This is a genomic window from Erythrobacter sp. S249 (assembly GCF_057364975.1).
The window spans coordinates 2,732,683-2,751,040 of record NZ_CP200287.1; the positions used below are offsets into that span (position 1 = coordinate 2,732,683).

17 protein-coding genes and 1 tRNA gene are annotated in these 18,358 nt (G+C 58.9%); 6 read left to right on the forward strand and 12 right to left on the reverse strand.

Annotated elements, in window-relative coordinates; genetic code table 11:
* Positions 1-33 precede the first annotated feature (33 nt).
* Positions 34-945: a DMT family transporter gene (locus AC0V6V_RS12860; protein WP_486165745.1), complete on the reverse strand. Its 912-nt coding sequence runs from the start codon at positions 943-945 to the stop codon at positions 34-36.
* 49 nt (positions 946-994) lie between these two features.
* Between AC0V6V_RS12860 and AC0V6V_RS12865 the strand changes: the two genes are divergently transcribed.
* Complete coding sequence (locus AC0V6V_RS12865; protein ID WP_486165746.1) at positions 995-1,270, forward strand: hypothetical protein; 276 nt, start codon at positions 995-997, stop codon at positions 1,268-1,270.
* 9 nt (positions 1,271-1,279) lie between these two features.
* Entirely contained in the window at positions 1,280-1,945 is a 666-nt protein-coding gene (locus AC0V6V_RS12870; RefSeq protein WP_486165747.1) for a hypothetical protein, read from the forward strand.
* Here AC0V6V_RS12870 and AC0V6V_RS12875 read toward each other — a convergent pair.
* Positions 1,942-3,468, reverse strand: a complete 1,527-nt coding sequence (locus AC0V6V_RS12875) for a TadA family conjugal transfer-associated ATPase (protein WP_486165748.1) — start codon at positions 3,466-3,468, stop codon at positions 1,942-1,944. The genes AC0V6V_RS12870 and AC0V6V_RS12875 overlap by 4 nt on opposite strands.
* A gap of 259 nt (positions 3,469-3,727) precedes the next feature.
* Positions 3,728-5,080, reverse strand: coding sequence for an O-antigen ligase family protein (locus AC0V6V_RS12880; RefSeq protein ID WP_486165749.1), 1,353 nt, complete (start codon positions 5,078-5,080; stop codon positions 3,728-3,730).
* Between the two features lie 167 nt (positions 5,081-5,247).
* Here AC0V6V_RS12880 and AC0V6V_RS12885 point away from each other — a divergent pair, with 167 nt between their 5' ends.
* The 4 genes from AC0V6V_RS12885 to AC0V6V_RS12900 all read left to right on the forward strand — a co-directional run bounded on the left by AC0V6V_RS12885 (position 5,248) and on the right by AC0V6V_RS12900 (position 11,021).
* Positions 5,248-6,156 (forward strand): DMT family transporter, encoded by a 909-nt coding sequence (locus AC0V6V_RS12885; protein ID WP_486165750.1) that lies wholly within the window; start codon positions 5,248-5,250, stop codon positions 6,154-6,156.
* 179 nt (positions 6,157-6,335) lie between these two features.
* Positions 6,336-8,159 carry a glutamine--fructose-6-phosphate transaminase (isomerizing) gene (glmS, locus tag AC0V6V_RS12890; RefSeq protein WP_486165751.1) on the forward strand — a complete coding sequence of 608 codons (1,824 nt, stop codon included), beginning with the start codon at positions 6,336-6,338 and terminating at the stop codon, positions 8,157-8,159.
* On the forward strand, positions 8,159-8,551 hold the full coding sequence (locus AC0V6V_RS12895) for a GFA family protein (protein ID WP_486165752.1): 393 nt from the start codon (positions 8,159-8,161) through the stop codon (positions 8,549-8,551). Before glmS ends, AC0V6V_RS12895 begins: the two co-directional genes overlap by 1 nt.
* Before the next feature lie 106 nt (positions 8,552-8,657).
* On the forward strand, positions 8,658-11,021 hold the full coding sequence (locus AC0V6V_RS12900) for a putative bifunctional diguanylate cyclase/phosphodiesterase (RefSeq protein WP_486166362.1): 2,364 nt from the start codon (positions 8,658-8,660) through the stop codon (positions 11,019-11,021).
* Between the two features lie 5 nt (positions 11,022-11,026).
* Here the strand turns inward: AC0V6V_RS12900 and purQ are convergent, their stop codons facing one another.
* The 9 genes from purQ to infA form a co-directional block, all read right to left on the reverse strand.
* Positions 11,027-11,698 carry a phosphoribosylformylglycinamidine synthase subunit PurQ gene (purQ, locus tag AC0V6V_RS12905; protein ID WP_486165755.1) on the reverse strand — a complete coding sequence of 224 codons (672 nt, stop codon included), beginning with the start codon at positions 11,696-11,698 and terminating at the stop codon, positions 11,027-11,029.
* Positions 11,698-11,946, reverse strand: coding sequence for a phosphoribosylformylglycinamidine synthase subunit PurS (gene purS, locus AC0V6V_RS12910; RefSeq protein ID WP_486137023.1), 249 nt, complete (start codon positions 11,944-11,946; stop codon positions 11,698-11,700). Before purS ends, purQ begins: the two co-directional genes overlap by 1 nt.
* A 133-nt stretch (positions 11,947-12,079) precedes the next feature.
* Positions 12,080-14,965, reverse strand: coding sequence for a M16 family metallopeptidase (locus tag AC0V6V_RS12915; protein WP_486165756.1), 2,886 nt, complete (start codon positions 14,963-14,965; stop codon positions 12,080-12,082).
* Between the two features lie 182 nt (positions 14,966-15,147).
* Positions 15,148-15,951 (reverse strand): phosphoribosylaminoimidazolesuccinocarboxamide synthase, encoded by an 804-nt coding sequence (gene purC, locus AC0V6V_RS12920; RefSeq protein ID WP_472644626.1) that lies wholly within the window; start codon positions 15,949-15,951, stop codon positions 15,148-15,150.
* 45 nt (positions 15,952-15,996) lie between these two features.
* Positions 15,997-16,071 (reverse strand) — tRNA-Phe (locus AC0V6V_RS12925).
* Between the two features lie 126 nt (positions 16,072-16,197).
* On the reverse strand, positions 16,198-16,380 hold the full coding sequence (locus AC0V6V_RS12930; protein ID WP_486137021.1) for a DNA gyrase inhibitor YacG: 183 nt from the start codon (positions 16,378-16,380) through the stop codon (positions 16,198-16,200).
* Positions 16,377-17,339 (reverse strand): ribonuclease E/G, encoded by a 963-nt coding sequence (locus AC0V6V_RS12935; protein ID WP_486165757.1) that lies wholly within the window; start codon positions 17,337-17,339, stop codon positions 16,377-16,379. Before AC0V6V_RS12935 ends, AC0V6V_RS12930 begins: the two co-directional genes overlap by 4 nt.
* Positions 17,332-17,910 carry a Maf family protein gene (locus tag AC0V6V_RS12940; RefSeq protein ID WP_486165758.1) on the reverse strand — a complete coding sequence of 193 codons (579 nt, stop codon included), beginning with the start codon at positions 17,908-17,910 and terminating at the stop codon, positions 17,332-17,334. The genes AC0V6V_RS12935 and AC0V6V_RS12940 overlap by 8 nt, the downstream gene beginning before the upstream one ends.
* A gap of 16 nt (positions 17,911-17,926) precedes the next feature.
* A complete protein-coding gene (gene infA, locus AC0V6V_RS12945) occupies positions 17,927-18,187 on the reverse strand; it encodes a translation initiation factor IF-1 (RefSeq protein ID WP_472644631.1) in 261 nt (86 codons plus the stop codon).
* Between the last annotated feature and the right edge of the window lie 171 nt (positions 18,188-18,358).

The window sequence follows — 18,358 nt, forward strand, 5'->3', positions numbered from 1 at the left end:
GGTGTCTGCCTTTCGTTTGGTTTCGCTGTCTCACTAGCTCGCAGCAGATGAACCTGTCTTGCCACTTGCCAGCATTCGTTCGCGATATGCGATGAGCAGCCCTGCGGCTATGATGAGCGGGGCGCCGAGCCACAAATTGGCGGATGGCGGGCTGGAGAAAATGAGCACCCCATACAGGGTTGCCCATAGCAGCGAGGTGTAATCCATCACGATGATCACCGCCGCCGAGCCGAAGCGCAGCGAGGTCGTGAGCAGAATTTGCCCGAGTGCGCCCGCCGCTGCCATGGCGAAGATGATCGCCCAGGTTTCGCCGTCATGCGGCTCAATCACGAATGGCACAAACAAAGCCATAAACGGGGCGGTGATGGCGGTGAACCAGAACACAATCGTCCAGGGGTTCTCGCTCTTGTTGAGGTCTTGGATTTGGAACGAGATCAAGGCGACGAGCAAGGCCGCAACCAGGCCCACTGCTGCGCCGATGGGGTCGATCATGCCCGATGCGCCCGGCTGAACGATCACCAGCACCCCGGCAAAGCCAAGGATCACCGCGCCCCAGCGATATTTGCCGACAGTCTCGCCAAACAGGATCACCGAGATCATCACCGCGAAAAACGGGGTGGTGAAGCTGATCGCGGTTGCCTCGGCGAGTGGTAGTAACGTCACCGCGCCATAGACACAGAACATGCCGGTCAGCCCCGTAATAGCGCGTCGGACATGGGCGCCCATGCGCTTGGTCTTGGTCTGCGCGAGCCGCCCGGTTGCCCAGAGAATGGCGGCTATCGCGATGAAGGTCAGCGCCTGACGCCAAAATATCAGCTCGGCCAGATGCACGCCTTTTTCACTGGCCAGCTTCACCAGCATCGCCATAGTCGCCAGCGTGCCCGCTGTGATCAGTCGAATGCCCAGAGCAAGCATCGGGCGAGGGCGGGCAATCGAACCATCCATAGCGCCTGCGTGTAAGCGGATCGCCGCGTTTCACAAGCGTAGCATTGCCATGGATCGCACCGTGGCTATAGCCGCGCCCGCGATGATGGAGTTTTTACACGATCTGCTGTTTGCCAGCGACGCGCTGATCCTCGCGCTTGTCGGCGGGGCATTGATGGTGTTTGCCGGCTTCGCATCGTGGATGGACCGGCGGCGCAGCAGGGAGCGCCCGATCGATCAGCTCGAAAGAGTGGGCTGGGTGCCGTGGACGAGCGTGTTCGTGCTGTCCGCGATTATGGGCATGGGTCTGCTGACGCTGTCACTGCCGGTTGTGTTGCGGAATTAATGAGATATTGTGAGCCGCATGTTGCGGTACGCGGCGTCTTCTCTTGCTTTAATCTTTTTCTCGGCTTCATTCGCCGTGGCTTGCGAACCAGACGATGTCGGCTTTCGAGTTGACGACACGATATTCGCGGGCCGATTAGTCGAATATGACGTGGTCCGCTTGGCGAGCGGCGAAAGAGTTGCAGGCATTCTCACCTATGAAGTGGACGAGTTACTAAGAGGCGACGTTGGAGGCAAAGTGTCTCTTGTTTGGGGCGGCACTCCGTGGGGAGGCGGTGTTCCTGATTCCATCCACGCCTACCCGACAGAAATTGTGGGTATTGCAGCACAAGGGTTTCCTAAACTCAGCGCCAACTTTACTGAGGCGGATGATCCGATGAGGCTGCGTCTAAATGGCATGCGATATTTGGTGACTGGCGGCTGCGGTGATCGGTTTGGAATGCCCGCATCAACAGAAAATGTTGCGAAAATCCGAAGTTGGATCGATGCTGAGACGGTGCAACCAAGTGGGCCATTGGCCTATCTTAGTCGTTATGATGAGGAAGCGTCTGTTTCAATTCTGGCGCGCAGTATCCGAAACAAGCTTTGGATCGGCGTCTGCGTTGGACTTGCTGCGCTACTCGCTTTCATTGCTTGGAGCGTGGGCCGAAGGCGACGCAGACGCGGCGCAACCTAGAGACACGCTTCCAAATACGCCTGATCAAAGCCGTACTGACGCGCTTTTTCAAGCGTGTAAGGACGCAGGCCAGAGGCGCGGAATTCGCCTAGGATCTTACCGTCTTCGCTCTCGTCGAGATACTCGAACTTGAACAGGTTTTGGGTCACGATCACATCGCCTTCCATCCCGATAACCTCGGTGATGTCGGTGGTGCGGCGTGAACCATCACGCAGACGTTTTACCTGAACGATCAGATCGACCGATTCGGCGATCTGAGTGGAGATCGCTTGTTTCGGGATCTTGATGTCGCCCATCAAAATCATGTTTTCCATACGGCCTAGGCACTCACGCGGTGAGTTGGCGTGAAGCGTACACATCGAGCCATCGTGGCCGGTGTTCATGGCGGCGAGAAGGTCGAAACATTCAGCGCCACGAATCTCACCCAGGATGATGCGGTCTGGGCGCATACGCAGGGCGTTCTTAACAAGGTCACCGATGGTAATCGCGCCTTGGCCTTCAAGGTTAGGCGGACGAGTTTCCAGCGGCAGCCAGTGCGGCTGTTGCAAGCGAAGCTCGGCAGCATCCTCAATGGTCAGCACGCGCTCGCCCGGATCGATCATTTTCGACAGAGCGTTGAGCATGGTCGTTTTACCCGAACCCGTACCGCCCGAGATGACGATGTTCATCCGACATGCGCCAGCGATTTTCAGCGCTGTACACATCTTCTCGTCCATCGAACCAAAGTCTTTGAGCATGTCCAAGGTGATTGGCTTCTCAGAGAACTTACGAATGGAGATCGCGGTGCCTTTGAGGCTCAGAGGCGGAACGATCACGTTAACACGTGAGCCATCCTTCAAGCGGGCATCGGCCAGCGGCGTGGTTTGGTCGACGCGGCGGCCAACCTGATTCACGATGCGCTGAGCAATCTGGAAGAGGTGCTGTTCATCGCGGAACCGGATCGGCGCGATGGTCAGCTTACCGCCTTTTTCAATATAGGTCTGATCAGGGCCGTTGACCATGATATCAGACACGTCTGGATCGGTGAGCAGCTCTTCGAGCGGGCCGAAACCAAGCAGCTCGTCGATCAGAACTTTTTCCAGCGCGAATTGTTCGCGGCGGTTCAGTGTGACCTTAAGTTCGGCCAGCACTTCCATGATAATAGGGCGAAATTCTTCCGACAGCTCTTCTTTAGAAAGCGTCGCAGCCGCTTCAGGGTCGACGCGTTCCAGCAAGCGTGGAAGCACTTGTTCTTTGATCTTGTGAACGCTGGCTTCAAAGCCGCCTTCTTCAGATTCGGTAGAATGGGTCGCATTCATGCGCTCCGTAAGGCGATCCATCGCATCATCGGTCGCGTTACCAGTGCTAACTGGAGCGGGCTTTGGCGCTGCTTTTTTCTCAGGCTCTTCGTCCGGCAGAGGCGGGAATTGCTCACCACCTTTGTCCGCGCTTCCGCCCGTTTTCATCGGCCGGGCAACTCCAAACGCGGGACGCCCACCGGCACCACCTCCGCCTGCGCCACCTTTTTTACCGAATGCGCTCATCGCAAGCCCCCTAGGCCGTAAATCATACACTGCATATCAACGTCCGCTGACGAAGACTGCCTCTCTGAAAATGGTGAATAGTCTGGAAACCTTATTTTTTCCCTAAGGTTGGCGAAGCAAAAAAGTGTTATGTTGCAACGCCGGCCTTGGGCAATGCCCCGATATTCAAGATGACGTTTGCCGCCGGCTTTGTCGCGGTCCAAAATATGGCGACCAGTGCCAATGCGAAGTGCCTGACTTGATATGCTGGCTTGGTAAATCAATGACTGCGACTGGTGACAGATTTGCCAGTTACGAGGATAACGAGCGAGAACAGCACAATCATCACCGGGTATGGGTGATAAAGTGATCCTTCGAGCAATGACATAGTGAGAAGCCCGGCCAGCGCACCCAATGCAGGCAAAGCGAGCTTGGCGTCCTTTGTGATGGAGTGTGGAATGCGCGCCACAGCAAACATAGCGAGAATGGCTAGTGATGCCGTCCCTACGAAACCCCAGTCGTAAAGAAACTGAAGGACCGAATTATGGGGATGATTGAACCCCTGGTGTGCTGCGTTCACATCAAAGCGAAACTGGCCTTGACCATGGCCGAAGATTGGCTTCTCGAGCACTTTGTTCCAAGTCTCGATCCAAATTTCAGTTCGGCCGCTGTAGAAATCTCTTCCAGTTAGTTTGTCTGGACCAATGCGAGAAATGATTCGGGCAATGCCCCAAGTGGATACAGGAACGAATGCCAGGGATGCAACCGCTGCTGCCGCGAGGCTGGCAAAGACTTTGGGCAAATAACCTTTTTGCGTGAGCGTTTTTCCAAACATCCCGACGAGAAGCAGGGCAAAAAGAAGGCCGATGGAGGCAGCGCGCCCGCCGCTGGTGAATACACACCAGGCGCCAATGGTCATAACTATCCAACTGAGAACAGCGCGTTGCTTGCCACTTTCAGTCACCAAAAAGCCAGCAGAAATGCCGGCTGTTGCAAGTCCGAAGAAGGCAACTTGACGAATGTTTGAAACCCCCGGACCAAACCTGTTCCAGTTAAAGTTGGAATCAAGAGCGTAGAGTAATGCGAGTCCATAAAATATCGTGAAATAGACAACACCGCCGATTGCAAGCGCTCGCATGGCTAAGCGGCGCGCTCCGCGCCAATCGGTCGAGAAGCGTTCGTAGCATGCGGCGAAGAACAGAATGTGGATCGTGGTGATGATGAGGCCAGCTATGGCAAGCGATCGGTCTGTCTCTGCTGAAAGATTGGATATAATTATTGTGAACGCGAAAACACCCAGCACGACGCGTGTTGTGGTGCCTAGTTCACGCCAAACCGTTTGCCATTTAGCGCCTGAGATGAACGCGATGTAGATAACCAATAGCTCGGCTAGCAGGATCGGTGTTGAAAAGTGCCGCATCGTCGGAACTTCTGCAAACTTCTGCCCGGTTACTACAGCGAACACCGGGGCGGCTAGTAACAGCACCAAGCAGGCGAACTTAGCGGCCAAATGAGGCGACAATGCAGGTGCGGCGCCGCGCGGCTTTGACAGCGCAGCAGCGGGCGCGGTCACGCCGCTTTTTCCCTCATTTAAACCCATTATCGGCCTTTCTTCGCGAAGCGCGTAGTTCATGGACAATAATGGTTAATGTTTGATCAAGGGCTCGGCTTTTCGCGAAGAGAATAGCGCCTTAGGCGCGGCTATAGCTCGCCGCTGATCATCAAACGACAATCGCCTTTCCATTCTGGCGATAAGCGCCTAGCGCGGCGACTTCGTTGAATGAGTGAGGCCCGCGGGCAATGCAGCACGACCAAAGAGCTGGACTGGCCTATGCGGCGGCAGGCTTTGTCATTTTGTCGATCGGCGATGCTGTGATTAAAAGCATGGCCGAAGAATGGCCTGCGGTTGCGGTTGCCGCTTTGCGCTTTTCCATCGGCGCGCTGGGCCTATCGGTGCTGCTATGGCGCAGTGAGGGGCGACGCGCATTTGTGCCGCAAAACCCTTGGCTTCAGCTGGTTCGCGGCGTGTGCCTTGCGGTGGCGAGCCTGTGCTTCTTCTCTGCCGTCTATATCATGCCATTGGCCGAGGCGATGGCGATTGGCTTTCTCGCGCCGGTACTGACGCAGGTGTTTGGCGGGCTGATCTTGGGCGAGAAGATCCGCCCCGCCGCATGGGCCGTGTCGGTGATTGCCTTAGCGGGGGTTATGATGATCTTGCGGCCTAACCTAGCGGAAATTGGGTTAGGGGCGTTGTTGCCGCTGGTATCGGCAACCTTCTTTGCGCTGATGATGGTCGCCAACCGCGCGAGCGCCGGACAGGGCAGCGCCTTGTCGATGCAGGTCTTTATGGCGGGAGTGGCATCGCCTATCCTGATCTTGGCCGCCGTTGGGGCAAAGTTCTCCGGCCTTCCAGAGCTCGATTTTGGCTGGCCAAGCTGGGATGTGGCCTTGCGCTGCACCATCGTGGCGGTCACTGCCAGCACCGCGCATTGGCTCGCCTATCTTGGCACATCCAAAGCGGGTGCGTCACAAGTCGCCCCGGCGATCTACGTGCAAATGCTGGTCGCGATTGCGCTGGGTTGGTGGTGGTTTGGCGATGTGCCTGATCTGTTGACCCTGGGCGGTGCCGGGATGATCATTGCGGCTGGTTTATTCCTGTGGTGGGACAGCCAAGGCTCGCCCAAGCAAAGCGCCAAACAGTCCAGTTGAGCAGACAGGCTCTTGAAGCTGAGCTATGACCCGTTACAGGGGCGGGGCAAGCAGCAGACACGGCCGAAATGCATCAGCGCGTTTGGCAAGACGATATTCATCCACTGCCGCCTAGTTCCAGCGCAAGGTATAGCGCGTAAGATGGGCCAGGCGCGCCAGCAGGGGTAAGAGACAAGACTATGTGCGGAATCATCGGAATTGTTGGGAATGAGCCGGTCGCTGACCGCCTGGTCGATGGCCTCAAACGCATGGAATATCGCGGCTATGACAGCGCGGGTATTTGTGTCGTCGATGACGCCCAGCTGGTTCGCCGCCGAGCTAAGGGTAAGCTATCTAACCTTCTGGGCGTTCTCGCCGAGGATCCCGTCGAAGGTACAATTGGCATCGCTCACACGCGCTGGGCTACACACGGCGCCCCGACCACGACAAACGCACATCCGCATGCCACCAATGAACTCGCGCTCGTGCACAACGGCATCATTGAAAACTACAAGGAATTGCGCGCCGAACTGTCCGACGAAAATCGGTCTTTTGAGAGCGAAACCGATAGTGAAGTTGTCGCTCACCTGATCTCTTCGCGGATTGAAAAGGGCATGTCGCCAGAGGACGCGGTGGCTGAAGTGTTGCCGAAATTGCGCGGCGCTTTCTCTCTGGCAATCACATTTCGCCAGCATCCTGATATGCTGATCGGCGCCCGCCTTGGTTCGCCGTTGGTCGTCGGCCATGGCGAAGATGAGATGTATCTCGGCTCAGACGCGCTTGCATTGGCGCCGCTCACACAGCGTATCTCCTATCTCGAAGAAGGCGATTGGGTGGTGATCAAGCGCGACAGCGCGCAGGTCTATAACGTAGAAAATCAGCCCGTGACCCGCGATATCCAAGCCTCTGGCGCGACCGCGGCGGCGGTTGAAAAGGGCAATTTCCACCACTTCATGCAGAAAGAGATTTTTGAGCAGCCAACCGTGGTTGCACAAACGCTCAGCTCTTACCTACGCCAGGCAGATAACACCGTTGCTCTGCCTCAACTTGATTTCGACATTTCGCAGATCAAGCGTTTGACCATCGTCGCCTGCGGCACCTCCTTTTACGCCGGTATGGTCGCGAAATATTGGTTTGAGCAATTCGCCCGCGTGCCGGTCGACATCGATGTCGCCAGTGAGTTTCGCTATCGCAATCCTGTGCTGGAGGAAGGCGGTCTCGCGCTGTTTATCTCTCAGAGTGGGGAGACCGCCGATACGCTCGCCGCGCTGCGCCATTGCAAGGCCGAGGGGCAGACCATTGGCGTCGTCGTCAACGTGCCGACCAGTTCCATGGCGCGCGAGGCGGACCTGCTGTTGCCTAGCCATGCCGGGCCGGAAATCGGGGTTGCCTCGACCAAGGCCTTCACCTGTCAGCTCGCCGTCTTGGCCGCGCTCGCCGCGCATATGGCGGTGAAGAAAGGCCTGATGAGCCGCGAGGAAGAGGCTGAGGTGGTGACCCATCTGTTGGAAGCTCCCGCTGCGCTCAATGAGGCGCTCGACCATGACCAAGACATTGCCAGCATGGCGCATCTGATCGCTCCAGCCCGCGATGTGCTCTATCTGGGTCGCGGACAGGATTATCCGCTTGCTTTGGAGGGCGCGCTAAAACTCAAGGAAATCAGCTACATTCACGCCGAAGGTTACGCCTCGGGCGAGATGAAGCACGGTCCAATCGCGCTGATCGACAAAGACGTGCCGGTGGTGGTGATCGCCCCATCTGGCCCGCTGTTTGAAAAGACCGTCTCCAACATGGAGGAAGTGCGCGCACGCGGCGGGCAAGTGGTGCTGATCTCTGATGCGGAAGGCCTGGCGCAAGCAGGCGAGGGCTGCATCGCGACGATCGAAATGCCGGTGGTTCACCCGCTGATCGCGCCGCTGGTTTACGCTATTCCAGTGCAATTGCTGGCCTATCACGTTGCTGTGGTGAAGGGGACTGACGTTGACCAGCCCCGCAACCTTGCCAAATCTGTGACGGTTGAGTGATGACAGCGGGCAGCGGTGATGGCCAAGACCTCTTAAGTCTAGAGGGCGGCTGCCATTGCCGCGCCGTCCGCTTCCGGGTGCAATCTGAGCGCGCGCCGAAAATGCTGCGCTGCAATTGCTCGATCTGCGCGGTCTCTGGCTATCTCCACCTGTTCATCCCGCATGACCGGTTTACGCTGCTGTCAGGCGAAGAAGCGCTTACCTCATACCGCTTTGGCTCAGGCGAGGCGGAGCATTTGTTTTGCAAGATTTGCGGAACGAAAAGCTTCTACCAGCCGCGCTCCCATCCCGAGGCGTGGAGCGTCCATCTCGCCTGTCTTGATGACAGCAGCGCCTTGTTGCCAGAAATCCGCGATTTTGACGGTCGAAACTGGGACCGAAGCAAGCTGTAACAGGGGTTCGCAGCTCGTGGCGCAATCGGCTCGTCAGGCCGCAATTCCCCCTAAGCCCGCCTCGTAATTTACTTCATACTAACCTTTGCTGGATAGCCGCGGGGGTGTGATCGAAGATGATGTCCCCCCGCAGCCTGCCAATCGCCGGTTGTCTATGCTCGCTGTGCTGGGATTAACCGGGGCAGGGGATAACGATTGGGCGCGGCTGCGCGGCCTGCAATATTCAGGGCTCTCAGCGCTCACGTTCTTCAGAACCTACATACATGCGATCATGGGCCTGTTCACGGTCCACATTTATTCCGGCAGTATCAGTCTGATTTGGCTGGCGTTTTGGTGGGTCTCTTTGGTGCTGCTCCAGATCCGCGGAGTGCGGTTTGACCGCACTTTGGCCGATGCCGAATATCGCAAGCTGTCGCGCCAGGAATTCTACGGGCAGGCGCTTACCCCCCTGCTCTCTGGGGTGCTGTGGGCGGTGCCAATCCTGGTATTCGCGCCTTACGGCTCGCTACCAGACCTGATGACGCTGCTCGTTGTGGTTGCGACTTTGACGGCGGCATCGATCTATTTCTACGCTGCGGCCCCGCTCGGGATTTTCGTGTTTACCCTCACCGTTGGCGTGGCCGCGGTCACGCATTTGGCGCTGCAAGGGCTCTGGACGGTCGCGGTCGCCGGGACGTTTTACGGCATCAGCTGTCTGTTTGGCACGATCGAGGTGGCGCGCACCTATCTCACCGCGCGGATCGCAGAAAGCAGCGTTGTTGAAAAGGAGCAGGTCGTCTCCCTGCTGCTGCGCGAGTTTGAAGAGAATGAGGCCGATTGGCTGTGGGAAGTCGATACCGCGCGGCGTCTGCGCGGCGTTAGCCCGCGGTTCGCCTATGCGCTCGGCTGTCCTCAGGCGGAGGCGGAGCGCCGCCCATTGCTCGAACTGATCGCGGGCGACACTTGGGAGAGCGGCAAGTTTCCGACCAGCCTGCATGATCTGGCTGAGCGACTGAAACATTGCGAGAACTTCTCCAACCTGCTCGTCAATGTGACCATCCGTGGTGAGAAGCGCTGGTGGGAGCTGTCAGGCACACCAATGCGCGACGACCAGAACCGCTTTATTGGTTTTCGCGGGGTCGGCTCCGATGTGACAGAGGCGCGCGCTTCGTCTGAAAAGATCGCTTACCTTGCGCGCTATGACACACTCACCTCTTTGCCTAACCGATTGCAGCTGACCGAGGCGCTGGGCGATGCGTTGGTGTTCGCCGAGCAATGGCGCACACGCTGCGCTCTGCTGATGGTGGATCTCGACCGGTTTAAGGCGGTGAACGATTCGCTTGGCCATATGGTCGGCGACAAGCTGCTGGCTCAGGTATCTGCGCGTCTGCAGGCCCTGATGGGGCAGGATCAGATGTGCGGCCGATTGGGCGGCGATGAATTTGCGATTGTGCTGCGCGATGTCAGCGACCGTGAGATCATTCGCACCACCGCCAACCGCGTGATTGAGGCTCTGACGGAGCCGTATCAGGTCGATCAGCACACACTTTACGTTGGCGCCAGCGTAGGCTCAGCCGTGGGCCCGCGCGATGGCAAATCGGTTGAAGAATTGATGCGCAACGCCGACCTTGCGCTTTACCGCGCTAAGGATGCGGGCGGCGGCGAGCACTTTGACTTTGAGCCTGTGCTCCATGCCTCTGCCGAAGAACGCCGCCAGCTTGAGGTGAGCCTGCGCAAGGCGCTCGACCGAGATGAGATGGTGCTGCACTATCAGCCAGTCGTTGACGCCAACAGCGAGAACATCGTCAGCTTTGAGGCCCTCGTCCGCTGGGACAGCGCCGATCACGGCTTTGTCAGCCCGGGTAAATTTATCCCGTTGGCCGAGGAAACGCGTCTGATCGTGCCGATTGGCAAATGGGTCCTGCGCGAGGCATGCCGCGAGGCGTGCAATTGGCCCAAGCACGTGCGGGTCAATGTTAACGTATCACCAGAGCAATTGCTGGAGCCGGACTTCTACGAAGATGTCGTGGCTGTTCTGGCAGAGACGGGGCTGCATGCAGACCGCCTCGAAGTCGAAGTGACTGAGAGCATCTTCCTGCGCGATGCCTCCATCGCCCGCAAAGCTCTGGAGCAGATCATGGCGCTGGGTTGCAGCGTTGCGCTTGATGACTTTGGCACGGGCTATTCCTCGCTCGGTTACATCCGCAAGCTGAGCTTCTCGACCATCAAGGTCGACCGCACCTTTGTGCAAGGCGCGGCGCAAAACAGTTCTGAAAGTCTGGCGATCATCAATGCGGTGGTGGCGATGGCCAAGAGCCTCGATATGACCACGACGGCGGAAGGCGTGGAGACCATTGAGGAAGCCAAGCTCATCCGTGAGATGGGCTGTGACAAGATCCAAGGGTTCTACTTCGGCCGTCCAATGCCAAAGAACGAAGCGCTGCGTCTGTTCGATGCAAACGGCGGCGACGGCGAACGCCAAATCGCCTAAGCGGTTTAGACCAGCGCTGCGATAGCGCTTTCAAACAGCATGCGGCCATCGGTGCCGCCTTGGGCGTCTTCTACGGCGCGCTCTGGGTGCGGCATCATGCCCAGCACATTGCCGCCCACGCTAAGCACCCCGGCAATATCGCGGCGTGAGCCATTACAGGGTTCTGCATAGCGGAACGCAACCCGGCCATCGCCTTCGATCCGGTCGAGCGTCTCTTCATCAGCGAAGTAATTGCCATCGTGGTGCGCCACTGGAATGTGGACGGTGCCTTTGCCTGCGTAAGCGCGCGTAAAGGCCGATTGCGTGTTCTCGGCAATCAACGGCACAGTGCGGCAGATGAAGTTCTGGCTGGCGTTGCGCATCAATGCCCCGGGCAACAGGCCGCTCTCGGTTAGCACCTGAAAGCCATTGCACACGCCCAATACGGGCACGCCACGATCCGCCGCGGCAATCACGCTGCGCATGATCGGGCTGTTCGCGGCCATCGCACCAGAGCGCAGATAGTCACCATAGGAAAAGCCGCCGGGCAGGGCGATAAAATCGAGATTGTCAGGCAGCTCTGCATCGCCGTGCCACACCCGGATCGGCGCGGTGCCCGATACGAGTTCCAAAGCGCAGGCCATATCCCGGTCGCAATTGGAACCGGGAAACGTGATCACAGCGGCACGGAAACCCATCAGGCCGCTCCCGCTGTTTCCAGCTTCTCAATCGTGAAGTCTTCGATCACCATATTCGCGAGCAGTTTTTCGCACATCGAATTGAGCGCTTCGTCGCTCGTGCCGTCGGCCACGTCCATTTCGATCATCCGGCCAATGCGAACGTCTTCGACGCCCTCAAAGCCCATGCCATCCAGCGAATGGTGCACGGCGCGGCCCTGTGGGTCGAGCACTCCGGGTTTAAGGCGGACGAGAATACGGACTTTCATGGGCGGCTCACCTGACTACGCGCGTGGATGGGCGAATGATGCGCAGCCTATAGCGCAGCCCCGTGCTGGCGCAATCATTGCTGGGCAGCTTGCCCACTATCACGAGCGCTTTTCGCGCTTGCTCGGGCTGGCGTTAGGGCGCGATGCTGTCTGGCAGCTCAGCGTCCTCGTGGATCACCAGCACTTCGACCGCTTCATCAGCCTTAAGGTATTGCGCGGCCGCTGCCTGAATATCGGCAGGCGTGATGGCTTTCAGCGTATCAGGTGCGTTGAGGAAACGCTGCAAGCGGTCAGACTGGCTTTGCGCATTGTCAGCGAGTCCCATCCACCCGCCGAGTGATTTCAGCGCATTGTCATAGCTTTCCAGCATTGGCTGGCGCGCCCGGTCGATCAAATCACTTTCCAGCGGCGCTGCGGCGAGTTCGCTCAGCATTGCGCGGATCGCCGCTCGCGTCGGCTCCAGCTCCGCAAAATCGACCGAGGCCGTTACGCTGAATGTGCCGTAGCCAGCGTAAATGCGGCTGGTGGAGCTGCCAGCCGACGGCGAATAGGCCTTGCCCAGTTCCTCGCGAAGACGCTCTTGCAATTGGATGCGCACCACGCGGCTCAGCAGTGATAGGCGCAGCGCCTCGGATAGGTCGCTGTCATCGGTTGTCGGCCAGACCATGCGGACTAGAGCTTGGTCGGTTTCGCCGGTGTGGGTCAGCGTTTGCAGCCCCCGTTTTGCGGTGAAGCCGCGCTGGCGGGCTTCCGTGCGCAGTAGGAATTCCGCCTCGCGGGCGGGCAGGGCGCCCAATGTGCTGGCCACCGCTGCGATGGCTGCGTCTGGATCAAAGTCGCCGACCAGCGCAATTTCAATCGCGCCGCTTTCCAGCCGGTCGCCGATGTCAGCCTTCAACTGCGCGAAACTGCGCGCAAGAAACGCCTCTTGCGGCTGCAGGCTGAAACGCGGGTCGCCATCGGACAGGATCCCGCCCAGCCGATTGCTGAGCGCACGTGACGGTGTCGCATCAAGATTGGCAAAGTAATTCTCGATATTCTTGGCATAGCGCTCTTCGCCCTCGCGCCGGTAACCGGGATCGGTCAGCGCGGCGGCGAGCAATTGCATCTGCAATTGCAGATCGCGCGGCGTGGTGCTGCCCGACATGCGGAACGCGTCCGTACCTGATCCGATGTTAAAGCCAACGCTGCGCCCGGCGAGTACGCTTTGCAATTCGTCCTGACTATGCTGGCCGAGGCCGCCGGTGGCCAGCACGCTGACCATTGCGGTGCGCAGCGGATCGTCTGCAGTATCGAGCAAGGTGCCGCCATCCAGGCTGACGCGGTAGCTCACGCGGTCTTTACGAATATCGGTGGTCTTGAGGTTCAGCCGCACGCCATTGGCAAAGCGGATTAGGCGGAAATCGAACCGATCATCGACCGTGTCGGAGACGATTTCGCCCGGCGTGCCAAAGTCGCTGTAGGCAAAGCTTTGCTCGCCCATATCCTCGGGTGCAGCGATTTCTGCTGCCATACCCTCGGCAAGAGCTGCGCGCAGGGCCTCTTCGCCGCCCTCAGGCGCGCTGCGCCCTTGGAACCGGATCAGCGGATCGCCAGCGGCTGGCAGGTCCGCGATCAGCGCGGCAAACACGCGGCCCGGCGTAATGCTGGGGGCGAGCGCTTCAAACCGCTCTAGCCGGTATTGGGGATCGGTGGGGATGCGTTCTGAACCGACCAGCCGCAGGGCCGCATTGGCGAACGCCCCATTGCTGCGCGTGTCCGCCGATGCGACGCCATTTTCCAGCGCGGTGCGAAGGTTGGCGACTTGCTCGGTCACTTCCGCCTGTGTGAAGCCGAACTCCACCGCTTGACGCACTTCGCGTAAAGCGGCGACCAGCCCTTTGCGCCATTCGCCATCGGCGCTGCTGATCGACAGGCTGGTGGAGCGGGCGTCTTCGAACAGATCATTGCTGCTGAAGCCCGCACCGCGAAACGGTGCGTCCTCGCCGCGCGCCAAGCGGGACAATCGCCGGCCAATAATGCGGTAGCCAATGCTGCGCAGCAGCGCCACATCGCGCGTTGCTACAGTGTCTGGCCGGTCTTCCCATTCGGAAAAACTGGTCAGGCTCACGCTCTCTGACAGGGCGGGGTCGGTGTAGATATCGACCTCTGATTCGCGCTCAATCGGGATCGGACCGGTGACCGGCTCAGCCGGGGCCGGGCCGCCTTGCCAATCGGTGAAGACTTCACGGATCTTGGCTTCCATCATGGCGGCAGGAAAATCGCCGACGATCACCATCACCGTATTGGAGGGCACATAGGTGCGCTCGTAAAAGCCGCGCAAATCATCCGCGCTCGCGTTCTCAAGCACATCGAGCGTTCCAATCGGCAGGCGGTCCACGAACCGCGCGCCGGGGGCAAAGAAGGCGAGCTGATCTTCGGTCGCCTTTTGCTGGAAACCGCGCCGGTCGCGCCGCTCCGCCAGAATAACGCCGCGCTCGCGGTCTACTGCATCTTGCGCAATGGTCAGCTCGCTCGCTGTCTCGCGCATCAGCATCAATGCCGTGTCGAGCAGGTCTTCCTCGTTCTTGGGAAGATTGAGCATATAAGTGGTGGTCTCAAACCCGGTCGAGGCATTGGTGTCCGCGCCGAAGGCGAGGCCTTTGCGCTCCAACAGTTTGATCATCTCGCTTTCGGGAATATTGGTTGAGCCGTTGAAGGCCATATGCTCCACAAAGTGCGCAAGGCCGCGCTCGCTATCGGTTTCGTCGAGCGAGCCAGAGCCGATCTGCATCCGCACCAATGCGGTGCCTTCCGGCGTGGAGTTTTCGCGGATAATATAACGCATGCCATTATCCAGCACGCCGAACACAAATCCGGGATCGACGGGCACGTCACTGGTCTCAAACGCCCACAGCGCTTCCTCAGCCTGGACGGTTTCAGTGGCGGCCTGCTCTTGCGCCGCGAGAGACTGAACAAGAACCAGGTTGGGAAGCGCAAGCAGCGCTCCTGCGATGAGCGCGCGCGAGGTAAAATTCATATGCTGAAATTGTGCCCTATGATCATATAACGATGGCTTCTTAGCGCATTGAAACTGAACATGGCATTTTAATCGGCGCCGCAGGCGCCGCAAGGGCCCCGTGCCCGCTCGCAGCGCTTCGGGCTAGCCTGTAAAGCCCGAGGACATCGCATGCCCGGATGGGCGTGCGGAACACCAAACGCTTACTTTTTCGGAGGGGTTTTGCCGCGCATCCGGTTGCGATGGGTCGACAGGTCCAGCACTTCGCCGGGACCATTGTCTTCGTCCTGCAGCAGGCCGAGCCGCCGCGCGACTTCGCGGTACGCTGCCTCTTCACCGCCCAAATCGCGGCGGAAGCGGTCTTTATCCAGCTTCTCGCCGGTCTTCATGTCCCACAGGCGGCAGCCATCCGGGCTGACTTCATCGGCCAGAATGACGCGGCTGAAATCGCCATCGAACAGGCGGCCAAATTCCAGCTTGAAATCGACCAGGCGAATATCGATCCCGGCGAACATACCGCACAGGAAATCATTCACTCGGATCGCCATCGACGACATATCGTGCATTTCTTCGACGCTGGCCCAGTTAAAGCACGCAATGTGCTCCTCTGAGATCAGCGGATCGCCCAGGGCATCGTCCTTGTAATAATACTCAATCAAGGTGTGCGGCAGCGGCTCACCTTCTTCCAGGCCCAGCCGCTTGCAAATCGAGCCGGCGGCGACATTGCGCACCACGACTTCGATCGGGATAATCTCAACCTGACGCACCAATTGCTCGCGCATGTTCAGGCGGCGGATGAAATGCGTCGGGATGCCGATATGGGCGAGGCGGGTGAACACATGCTCGCTGATGCGATTGTTGATCACGCCTTTGCCGTTGATGGTGCCCTTTTTCTCCGCATTGAATGCGGTCGCATCATCTTTGAAATATTGGATAATCGTGCCCGGTTCTGGACCCTCATAGAGGATCTTGGCCTTGCCTTCATAGATTTGGCGGCGACGGGTCATGCTGGGCCTCCTGGCTCGCGGGTATAAAGCCGCTGCTGAAGCGAATGGTGCCCGGGGGCGGATTTGAACCACCGACACGCGGATTTTCAATCCGCTGCTCTACCCCTGAGCTACCCGGGCATTCGCTGCGGCGACGGGTTTGGCGTTTGGCACGCTTTGCCCGGCGAGCAAATGAGAGCGGGCCTATGGCGCGGGCGGCGATGTTTGGCAAGAGGGAAATAGCCTCAGGCACAGGTTCTTTTATGCTCAGCCTTGCTGTTCCCAATCTTCGCGCGCGATCTCTTCTGGGGATGCCGGGCGGCTGGGCAGGGCGTAGCCATCGCCAAACCACTTGGCGAGGTCGAGATCCTTGCAGCGTTGGGAGCAAAATGGGGTGAAGTCCTCAGCGCGGGCTTTCTTGCAGATCGGGCAGGTCTTAATCTTAGTCATAGGCCCACAATTTGCGCCTGAGATCCTTCCAGCGCAAGGCTCGGGTTCGTCTCAATCCGCACTTCTTTGCCTGTGCGCCTTGCGAGTTCCACCAGCCATTCTTCCTTGAGCTTCGATTTGAGCGCCGGATGGACGGTGAGGAGCAATATAGCGCCCGTTCCCTCAGCATGCTCTGCCCTGCGCAAGGCCATCCGCGCGCATGCTCCGACCCGCGAGGTTGAGAATCGGTGGAGCAGCGATCGCCCTTCGAGCCGGGCAACGATTTGCACAAAGCCAAAGCCGTTCATCGCCGTGCGCTCATGCGGCCAGTCATCGAGTGCTTCTTCGAGGGCCGCATCCACGGCTTTGCGCCCTGCCTTGTCTTGGATAGTCGGAAAATCGATCCCGATATTACCTGCCAGATCGAACCAGCGCAGTGCCTGCGCGATGGCGGGCACAGCTGCCAATGACAGCTCTAACGGCCTTCCTTCACCGTCAATGTCGATCAGGGTCATCGCAGGCGTGACACTGATGATCAGCGAGCCGCCGGCGAAGTGGATTTGGCCAGAACTGGCCGCGTCCCAAACCTCTTCCCAGAGGCCTGAAGGGAAACGGCGCACATGCTTGCCCGTCGCAAACACGGATGGCGGCGGGATATGCGGGTTGTCATCGGCGAAATATCGCGCCTGTGCTCGCTTTAGGCGGCCGCGTTCCGCCATCGCCTCGCGGGTAATGATCAAGCGCACCTCGCTGCCCTCGCTTGCATCGCGGGGAAGGCCGTCTGCGTTGATCTCAACCCCGCGCGGGCTAACGCATAAAGCACGCGATGATCCGGCCTTACGAGAGAGGATTTTGGCCATCAAAACCGTTCGAGCGCAATCTTTGCTCAGCCAAAACAGCTTAGCCGCCAATATCTGATAGTTCTCGGTCAAGAGCGCGCGGGTCTCGCCAATTCCCTCTTCGACAAGCCACTCAGCCAATGGCAAATCCCGCCGATTTCAGCAGCGCGCGGGTCTCGTACAGCGGCAGGCCCATCACGCTGGAATGGCTGCCCTTGATCCATTGGATCAGTCCCTCCGCTGCGCCTTGGATCGCGTATCCGCCCGCTTTGCCGTGCCATTCCCCGCCCGCCAGATAGCTGGCGATTTCCTCGTCAGAGAGGACTTTGAAGCGCACGACATTCTCGCTCAGCCGCGTGCGGATACCGCCATCTGGCGCGCGCAGGGCAATCGCAGACAGCACGACATGCCGCCGCCCGCTCATCAGTTTGAGGCAAGAACGCGCTTCGTCTTCCATCTCGGTCTTGGGCAGGATGCGGCGGCCAACGGCGACCACTGTGTCGCCAGCGAGAATATGGGCGTCGCTATCAGCGCTGGCAGCCTGCGCCTTTTCCAGAGCCATGCGCGCGGCATAGTCGCGCGGAAGCTCGCCCTTATGCGGTGTTTCGTCGATATCGGCCGGGGCCACATCATCGGGCGCAATGCCAAGCCGCGCGAGCAGATCGCGCCGGCGCGGACTGGCCGAAGCTAGAACGAGTTTGGGGGCGCTCACTCAGCGCACCTCAATATTATGGCGTTGGGCCAGGGCCTTGGCCAGGGCCGCCGCGTCCGGGCATAAAGCGATAGGTGATGCGGGCCTTGGTGAGGTCATACGGTGTCAGTTCGCACAGCACTTCGTCACCCACCAGCACGCGGATACGGTTCTTGCGCATTTTGCCCGCGGTGTGGCCCAACACTTCGTGACCGTTTTCAAGCTCGACCCGGAACATCGCATTGGGAAGCAGTTCGACGACCTTCCCGCGCATTTCGAGGAGTTCTTCTTTGGCCATGTATATCCTTATGCAAACAGCTTTTCTGAGTAAAATCACTCATTCAGGCGCGCGCTTTAACCCCGCCGAGAACAAAATGGAAGTCTCGTGCGTTAGGGGCATCAAGCGGATGCACTCTCGGTGCGTCTTTTACGCGACACTTTGTGATGCAATTCGATACAATTCAGGTGC

Coding starts and splice junctions, on each gene's coding strand:
- purQ (WP_486165755.1), bottom strand. CDS start 11,698: ATGGGTTTCCGTGCCGCTGTGATCACGTTTCCCGGTTCCAATTGCGAC.
- AC0V6V_RS12880 (WP_486165749.1), bottom strand. CDS start 5,080: ATGAACTACGCGCTTCGCGAAGAAAGGCCGATAATGGGTTTAAATGAG.
- glmS (WP_486165751.1), top strand. CDS start 6,336: ATGTGCGGAATCATCGGAATTGTTGGGAATGAGCCGGTCGCTGACCGC.
- purS (WP_486137023.1), bottom strand. CDS start 11,946: ATGAAAGTCCGTATTCTCGTCCGCCTTAAACCCGGAGTGCTCGACCCA.
- AC0V6V_RS12930 (WP_486137021.1), bottom strand. CDS start 16,380: ATGACTAAGATTAAGACCTGCCCGATCTGCAAGAAAGCCCGCGCTGAG.
- AC0V6V_RS12915 (WP_486165756.1), bottom strand. CDS start 14,965: ATGAATTTTACCTCGCGCGCGCTCATCGCAGGAGCGCTGCTTGCGCTT.
- purC (WP_472644626.1), bottom strand. CDS start 15,951: ATGACCCGTCGCCGCCAAATCTATGAAGGCAAGGCCAAGATCCTCTAT.
- AC0V6V_RS12895 (WP_486165752.1), top strand. CDS start 8,159: ATGACAGCGGGCAGCGGTGATGGCCAAGACCTCTTAAGTCTAGAGGGC.
- AC0V6V_RS12885 (WP_486165750.1), top strand. CDS start 5,248: ATGCAGCACGACCAAAGAGCTGGACTGGCCTATGCGGCGGCAGGCTTT.
- AC0V6V_RS12875 (WP_486165748.1), bottom strand. CDS start 3,468: ATGAGCGCATTCGGTAAAAAAGGTGGCGCAGGCGGAGGTGGTGCCGGT.
- AC0V6V_RS12860 (WP_486165745.1), bottom strand. CDS start 945: ATGGATGGTTCGATTGCCCGCCCTCGCCCGATGCTTGCTCTGGGCATT.
- infA (WP_472644631.1), bottom strand. CDS start 18,187: ATGGCCAAAGAAGAACTCCTCGAAATGCGCGGGAAGGTCGTCGAACTG.
- AC0V6V_RS12865 (WP_486165746.1), top strand. CDS start 995: ATGGATCGCACCGTGGCTATAGCCGCGCCCGCGATGATGGAGTTTTTA.